13 protein-coding genes and 2 tRNA genes are annotated in these 5,465 nt (G+C 49.8%); 1 reads left to right on the top strand and 14 read right to left on the bottom strand.

What is annotated here, in order from left to right; all coding sequences use genetic code 11:
* The coding region (locus FDX11_RS25300; RefSeq protein ID WP_212734575.1) for a hypothetical protein at positions 1 to 181 on the top strand (181 nt) is incomplete at its 5' end.
* Between the two features lie 106 nt (positions 182 to 287).
* Here FDX11_RS25300 and FDX11_RS24520 read toward each other — a convergent pair.
* The 14 genes from FDX11_RS24520 to FDX11_RS25590 form a co-directional block, all read right to left on the bottom strand.
* Entirely contained in the window at positions 288 to 752 is a 465-nt protein-coding gene (locus FDX11_RS24520) for a lysis protein (RefSeq protein ID WP_137398664.1), read from the bottom strand.
* Positions 749 to 1,243, bottom strand: a complete 495-nt coding sequence (locus FDX11_RS24525; RefSeq protein WP_137398665.1) for a lysozyme — start codon at positions 1,241 to 1,243, stop codon at positions 749 to 751. The genes FDX11_RS24520 and FDX11_RS24525 overlap by 4 nt, the downstream gene beginning before the upstream one ends.
* The gene (locus FDX11_RS24530; RefSeq protein WP_032934473.1) at positions 1,215 to 1,418 is read right to left on the bottom strand and encodes an HP1 family phage holin; all 204 of its coding nucleotides are present in this window, start codon (positions 1,416 to 1,418) and stop codon (positions 1,215 to 1,217) included. Before FDX11_RS24530 ends, FDX11_RS24525 begins: the two co-directional genes overlap by 29 nt.
* 354 nt (positions 1,419 to 1,772) lie before the next feature.
* Positions 1,773 to 1,849: transfer RNA gene (locus FDX11_RS24535), tRNA-Arg, on the bottom strand.
* Between the two features lie 5 nt (positions 1,850 to 1,854).
* Positions 1,855 to 1,932, bottom strand: a tRNA-Met gene (locus FDX11_RS24540).
* 103 nt (positions 1,933 to 2,035) lie between these two features.
* On the bottom strand, positions 2,036 to 2,725 hold the full coding sequence (locus FDX11_RS24545; protein ID WP_137398666.1) for a bacteriophage antitermination protein Q: 690 nt from the start codon (positions 2,723 to 2,725) through the stop codon (positions 2,036 to 2,038).
* The gene (locus FDX11_RS24550) at positions 2,722 to 2,868 is read right to left on the bottom strand and encodes a YlcG family protein (protein WP_003833635.1); all 147 of its coding nucleotides are present in this window, start codon (positions 2,866 to 2,868) and stop codon (positions 2,722 to 2,724) included. The genes FDX11_RS24545 and FDX11_RS24550 overlap by 4 nt, the downstream gene beginning before the upstream one ends.
* Positions 2,865 to 3,227 carry a crossover junction endodeoxyribonuclease RusA gene (gene rusA, locus FDX11_RS24555; RefSeq protein ID WP_137398667.1) on the bottom strand — a complete coding sequence of 121 codons (363 nt, stop codon included), beginning with the start codon at positions 3,225 to 3,227 and terminating at the stop codon, positions 2,865 to 2,867. Before rusA ends, FDX11_RS24550 begins: the two co-directional genes overlap by 4 nt.
* On the bottom strand, positions 3,224 to 3,514 hold the full coding sequence (locus tag FDX11_RS24560; protein WP_137398668.1) for a DUF1364 domain-containing protein: 291 nt from the start codon (positions 3,512 to 3,514) through the stop codon (positions 3,224 to 3,226). Before FDX11_RS24560 ends, rusA begins: the two co-directional genes overlap by 4 nt.
* Entirely contained in the window at positions 3,507 to 3,674 is a 168-nt protein-coding gene (locus tag FDX11_RS24565) for a NinE family protein (RefSeq protein ID WP_137398669.1), read from the bottom strand. The genes FDX11_RS24560 and FDX11_RS24565 overlap by 8 nt, the downstream gene beginning before the upstream one ends.
* Positions 3,658 to 4,116: a recombination protein NinB gene (locus tag FDX11_RS24570; RefSeq protein WP_137398670.1), complete on the bottom strand. Its 459-nt coding sequence runs from the start codon at positions 4,114 to 4,116 to the stop codon at positions 3,658 to 3,660. Before FDX11_RS24570 ends, FDX11_RS24565 begins: the two co-directional genes overlap by 17 nt.
* A gap of 214 nt (positions 4,117 to 4,330) precedes the next feature.
* Complete coding sequence (locus tag FDX11_RS25810) at positions 4,331 to 4,519, bottom strand: Lar family restriction alleviation protein (RefSeq protein WP_371414807.1); 189 nt, start codon at positions 4,517 to 4,519, stop codon at positions 4,331 to 4,333.
* On the bottom strand, positions 4,519 to 4,731 hold the full coding sequence (locus FDX11_RS24580; protein ID WP_137398672.1) for a hypothetical protein: 213 nt from the start codon (positions 4,729 to 4,731) through the stop codon (positions 4,519 to 4,521). Before FDX11_RS24580 ends, FDX11_RS25810 begins: the two co-directional genes overlap by 1 nt.
* Positions 4,728 to 5,465 (bottom strand): DUF551 domain-containing protein (locus FDX11_RS25590; RefSeq protein WP_371414806.1); only part of this gene is annotated, 738 nt, incomplete at its 5' end. The genes FDX11_RS25590 and FDX11_RS24580, both read right to left, overlap by 4 nt.

Here is a 5,465-nt window from a genome sequence, read left to right on the forward strand (position 1 = left end):
ATTCATAGCGTTTTTACCTTTTAGAAAGATGAGCCTGTTCGCACAGAAAAGCCGCCCCGAGATGGTCGCCACCATATACGGCAGTTCTCAGGCTCAGCTTTCTGAAAGACTCGGGATTTTCATGCGCTGCGATGCGCGGTTTACTGCGGGCATAAAAAAGCCCCGCTATTGCGAGGCTTGATTAAATCATTCAAATTCAGATAGATATAATCACTCAATGAATAGATATTCGTTGAATTGAATAGCTATAAATAGACATGACCAACTGAAATATTTTTCAATTTTGCTTATTTAAGGCACTGCGTGTTGATGTATTCATGCAGCCCATGAATCATTTCTTTGGTAACTTCGATTCCGTCCCGGTGATCGAAATAATTCCGTCTAGCGTCTGGAGTAAGTTCGGGGGCTCCTGCATCATCCACGCCGGTGGCGGAGGTGGCTTTGGACACTCTAGGGCAGGTTGCGGAGATGCGCAGCCGCTTAGCGCCAGAATCGACATCCCGACGCAAATCGCTAATGGTTTTTTTCGCATCGGCTAGTTCCTTTGTGTATTTAGCATCAAGTGCAGCGACATCGCGCTGGCGAGTCTGCATGTCTTTGATGGCGGCGTTCGCCAGGCTGAGCTTTTCAATGGCTTTGTCACGCTGGTCTTTATAGGTGATGGCGTTGTCGCGGTAGTGATTAACAGCCCAGCCAAGCGACACGATGATGCAGACGACAACTGCAATGATGATTGCGGTTAACCTGCTCATTTCTGGCTCCAGGTGCAAACTTCATATTCAACGTCGCGCCGGTTCATCAGCCCTTTCCACTTCTTACCACCTGCATATACCCATCGCTTTAGCTCAGAGCATGTTCCGGCGTAATCTTTCGCGTTGAGTTTCTTCAGTAAAGTGGAGTTGATGGTTGCGGTAGCGCCGACGTTGTAAGCAAAGCTGTAGATTGCTGCTCGCTGAGTTTCAGTGGTCTGCACTTTGATATGCGGATCAACCTGAGCGGCGATGCGTGTTAAATCTTTCCGGGTTAGTGCGTCGCATTCTTTATCGGTATATCGCTTTCCGGGGATTATGTCGGATCCGGTGTGACCATCACAAACAGTCAGCACTCCAACAACATCTCGATAGGCCACATACTCTCGACCTTCAAGCCCATCCTTTCCGGATAGCATCACGGTGGCAATTGCGATCGCCCCGCCGCCGATACTGGCAGCGATTTTATTTCTGAGCGCCGGTGACATTCCCATTCAATCTGTCCTCGCGCTCTTTGCGCTTGTAGTACCAGTTGATTCCGAATGTGCCGACAGTACAAAGAATACCCACGATTAGAGCCCAGTCATTTAGGGAGAGAACTCCGCCCATTGCAGTAAGTCCTCCAAACCAGTAACTGAACCATTCTCTGATTTTGTCCATACGGTACATGCTCTACCCCCAACCTGACTACATGGGGATCTGTTCAAATTAGGAATAGGGATGATGGTCGCTTGAACAAATCCAGGATACTTTGATCGGTAACGTGGTTTGCTCGCGATTTAAGGCGTGGGCAGATCAGGCAGGAGGCTGTTATCGCAGTCTCCTGCCACCCATTTTCACGAAGCCCGCAATTGAGCGGGTTTTCTTTTTTGAAGCGCACTAATCACCGTAGCCACAGATATTCAGCAATGAGTTGGTTGGGTCTGGTTCTTGGTGGTAATGCGCTCGAAAAAAGCCAGCGGCGATGCTGGCAAGATGAGGGTAGTGCGTTGAGCTTTCGCTCTTATGGTCCTGGTAGGTATTTGGTGCACCATTCAGGGATCGAACCTGAAACCGATAGCTTAGAAGGCTATTGCTCTTTCCTGTTGAGCTAATGGCGCTTAATTGGTGGGCCGCGAAGGATTCGAACCTGTCTACCCTTCCCTTATGAGGGGACCGCTCATACCAAATGAGCTTCCGGCCCAGAAACGGCAAAGCCCCGGCGATTAACCGAGGCTCTTTTGTGTAATTCGGTCGACAACCAAAGCTATGGCGACGATATCAGATTTATATGAAATATATGCTTTTCAATCCAGTTTTGCAAGACTTGCATCTAAATTTGTCGCCTTTTGTTGTGAACGTGATCGCGTTACTTGCAATAAAGCGCTGCTATCAAGACGCATGAATGTGTGTTTCATCTCCAGCCATCGATCGGTAAATGTCTCTGACCAGTTCTTTGGTGTGACGCCAACCAATTCTGCTAGCTGCTGATATTCGTAAGTTTCTCGCCCTGCCAGTTCTGCTTTCACGTCCTGCGCCGCTAACCATATAAGTGCCTTCAATCTATCCAGTGTTTTTCCTGCCACCTTCTTTGTGCCAAGGGAGGATTTGAACTCTGCCCACGCCCATTGAGTGATCGAAACCTGATTCTCCCATCGCACATTCTCGCTGTAGTTCCAGAGTAGCCACGCCTTCTGATGTTCATCGAGTGACAACACTGCACGACGCCACGATGCTGTTGAATACTCAACAGGTTGCACCAGTGCGATAGATGAACCTTTTGCGCGTGATTGCTGCCCGGGGATTGGCGGGCTGGTTGGATTCATCAGGCGACCGTTAGCAGGATTAACCACCTTCAGGCGAGATCGGCTACGCGGTGTCGCTTCAAACATCGCATTCTCGGCAAACGCTACCAACTGGCCTTTCGTTGCGCCACTCAGGTCAGCAGTCGCTACAATGAGCTGCTCGCGTACAAACTGCAGGTATTGAGTATTCATGCTTCTGCTCCTGATGGTTTATAGCGGCTGATGTAATTGCGTAAAATTCGGTAGTCCGTAGCAAATGAACCTGGGTGACGGTAGATGCGTAACCGAGTCCAGCGCAGACGAAGGTGATCAGCAAAGTAGGATTCGAATGTCATGCGGACTCCAGCTCAGTAATGGTCAGTTCAAGTCGACCGCCTTTAACGATAGGCATTTTCACCACGCGGTAATCGACGACCTGTACGTCATCCATCCAGAAACCGGCTTTCGTCAGCGCGTCGAATGCAGCCTTTTGCAGGTTGTCCAGGTCGCGGCGGCGGCGATCAGGCATGTGGCACTCAATGCGAATCTTGAGGGGTGACTCGGTGCGGATATCGAGCATCCCATCGGTGATAATTTTCGACACTGCGGCGCGGTATGCGATTCCGTCCGCGCTGATGTGAGTGCGCCCGCGATTGTGCCGGTAATAGCGGTTATTACTGGGTGGCCACGGGAGCCAGATTCGATATTCGTTCATGATTTAACGAGCCCCTCTTTCAGCCAGATAACCTGTGTGCGAGCCATGCCTTCCAGTGCGCACTCTTTCGCGTATTCCGCATCAACAAGATGGGTGCGGCGATCAATCTCTTCGTGGCATGCATGGCATGCGATGGTGGCGATAAGGTCAGGCGGCTTAATTCCGGTACCGCACAGTCCAGCCAGGCGGATATGCGCCAGAACGGACGTTTCGGGGTTGCCGTTGCAAACTCCCGGGATTCGAACTTGGCACTCACGCCCACGTGCCGCTTTGCGTAAATCAGCCATTTGCTTTTCTCCGTGCAGCACGGCGCAGCCACATGACATCAGCCAGGTGAGCCGTATAGTGAAAGGTTTTGATATCGGATGGATTGACGATCGGCTTGCGCTTGCGGCGAGCTGGAACGTTGAAGATGCCGCGCTCCATGACTTTAGCGAGAGGTGTCATTGTGCTCACCCCATTGCTTGGCCCACTCAATTTCGATGCGGGACTTTTCGCTGAATTTCACGTTCTGCTGAGTGCCGAACCAGTAGATAGCCTCGATGACTTCTACCATCTGGCGCACAGTCATCTTGCTGGTACGTTGACCGAACATCACAATGCCGCCATCCAGACCGGGAGCCATTCGTTGTTCCTGCTTCTTGGACTTGGCGACCATTGCGGTTATCAAGTCTTTCCAGTCGTCTGAGTCGTATTTGTTGCCGAACCAGAGAACCTGATCGGAGAGATCTTTCAAAAGCGGCCATAATTTCCGATTCTGCTGTGCGGTGCGCGTCATCTCTTTGATGTCGAGAATAAGCGGGCGCTTAGCGTCGACCGGCAACTCACGTATGTAGTTGATGGCGTTCTGCTTTACGGATTCGTTTACGAGGTGGAATTGTTGCTTCATACGCCACCTCCGAGAGGTAACGCAGGATGCAGAAAATCGCAGGTGCATTTCTGCATCTGTGACAGCTTGTTTGAAGTACTCTTTGTGTTTCGCATCTAATTTCCCAATCAGATGCAGAGGTCACAGCCGGGTGCTCAATCCGACTGCGACATAATTATAACATTAAATTTGAGAGTGAGTAATGTTGCTTGACGTTGAGAATTATCAGCCAGCACTACCCGTCAAATCTCTCATTCCATGCCATGATGGCCGAATCTCTTGTCTGTCTCATTGGTCCAGTGGTGTGGCATCTTTCACAATAAACTGCCCACTCACCATTCGTGCCATCGGTACGCGCAAATGATTCCTCTCCATCTTCCTGTTTAAATCCGCAAAAAGGGCACGGCTTAAATTCGATTTCCATCACTTCACCTCCTGCGCCGTTTTGATTATTGAAGCCAGACAATTCTTGCACGGAACCTGTAATGAACCCTGCTCAATGCTCAACAGTGCATGCTGAGCATCCTGAAACAGCCAGTCTGAAAATTGTGGCGCATGTCCGCACCACGTCTCTATTTCATGCTTTGCGAGTTTGACACCGTCACGATAGTCATATTTGATAATGTGCTTACTCACGGCTTAACCTCCTGTTGCGGTGCTGCTGGATATATTTTTTTCATCCAGTGGCTGACGTCATTTATCTTGAATTGATATTCATCATCAGCAAACTCACACCCATCCCACTGAATTCCGTCATGAATTCCTTTAGATGGAGAAAAAACCCATATATCAAAATCGTATTTATCCGGCATCCGCTCGCTTACCGGAATCCATGTATCTGGAGTTACCGGAGAGTTGCCAGCCTCATAAGCAACACGCAGCCAGTGGTAAAATGCCTCAGTGGTTACACAACCACAATCGACGTCTATTGGCTCATTTTGCTGTGATAGCCATTGGTCGAATGGCAACCTGCAATCTACCATGTCGAGGTGTTGCTCGTTATGGTAGCCAGCCTGAAGCATGGCGGCGCGGCATGCAAACCATGCAGATTCAGCAATTGACCCTAGGCGTTTCTTTGCTGATAAAGAATAATTATTCGGTTGATAGTATTTCTCCCATTCCCTGCCGAACCATGAATAGAAATTATCATCCTCATCCACTAACACTGGCTGCGTTAAACTTGGAGATGGGTAGACAACTCGGAAAAGTGTGGACGGTTTCGATTCAAGCAAGCCTTCCAGTTGCTGTTTGCTGTAATCAGTCCAACTTCCATCGTCTAATACCTGATACACCGCTTCCTGCGACGCCGTCCTCCGCACCGACAGCAACTCGTCGATAGCCTTCACAGCATCAGCCATTGCGTAGCCGAG

It is taken from the genome of Citrobacter sp. wls714, from assembly GCF_005281025.1.
Classification (GTDB): Bacteria; Pseudomonadota; Gammaproteobacteria; order Enterobacterales; family Enterobacteriaceae; genus Citrobacter; species Citrobacter werkmanii.

Excerpts from the sequence above, each read along its gene's own strand:
- FDX11_RS24530 (WP_032934473.1), bottom strand. The coding sequence starts at position 1,418 with ATGTACCGTATGGACAAAATCAGAGAATGGTTCAGTTACTGGTTTGGA.
- FDX11_RS25810 (WP_371414807.1), bottom strand. The coding sequence starts at position 4,519 with ATGGAAATCGAATTTAAGCCGTGCCCTTTTTGCGGATTTAAACAGGAA.
- FDX11_RS24525 (WP_137398665.1), bottom strand. The coding sequence starts at position 1,243 with ATGGGAATGTCACCGGCGCTCAGAAATAAAATCGCTGCCAGTATCGGC.
- FDX11_RS24570 (WP_137398670.1), bottom strand. The coding sequence starts at position 4,116 with ATGAAGCAACAATTCCACCTCGTAAACGAATCCGTAAAGCAGAACGCC.
- rusA (WP_137398667.1), bottom strand. The coding sequence starts at position 3,227 with ATGAACGAATATCGAATCTGGCTCCCGTGGCCACCCAGTAATAACCGC.
- FDX11_RS24545 (WP_137398666.1), bottom strand. The coding sequence starts at position 2,725 with ATGAATACTCAATACCTGCAGTTTGTACGCGAGCAGCTCATTGTAGCG.
- FDX11_RS24550 (WP_003833635.1), bottom strand. The coding sequence starts at position 2,868 with ATGACATTCGAATCCTACTTTGCTGATCACCTTCGTCTGCGCTGGACT.
- FDX11_RS24560 (WP_137398668.1), bottom strand. The coding sequence starts at position 3,514 with ATGGCTGATTTACGCAAAGCGGCACGTGGGCGTGAGTGCCAAGTTCGA.
- FDX11_RS24565 (WP_137398669.1), bottom strand. The coding sequence starts at position 3,674 with ATGACACCTCTCGCTAAAGTCATGGAGCGCGGCATCTTCAACGTTCCA.
- FDX11_RS24520 (WP_137398664.1), bottom strand. The coding sequence starts at position 752 with ATGAGCAGGTTAACCGCAATCATCATTGCAGTTGTCGTCTGCATCATC.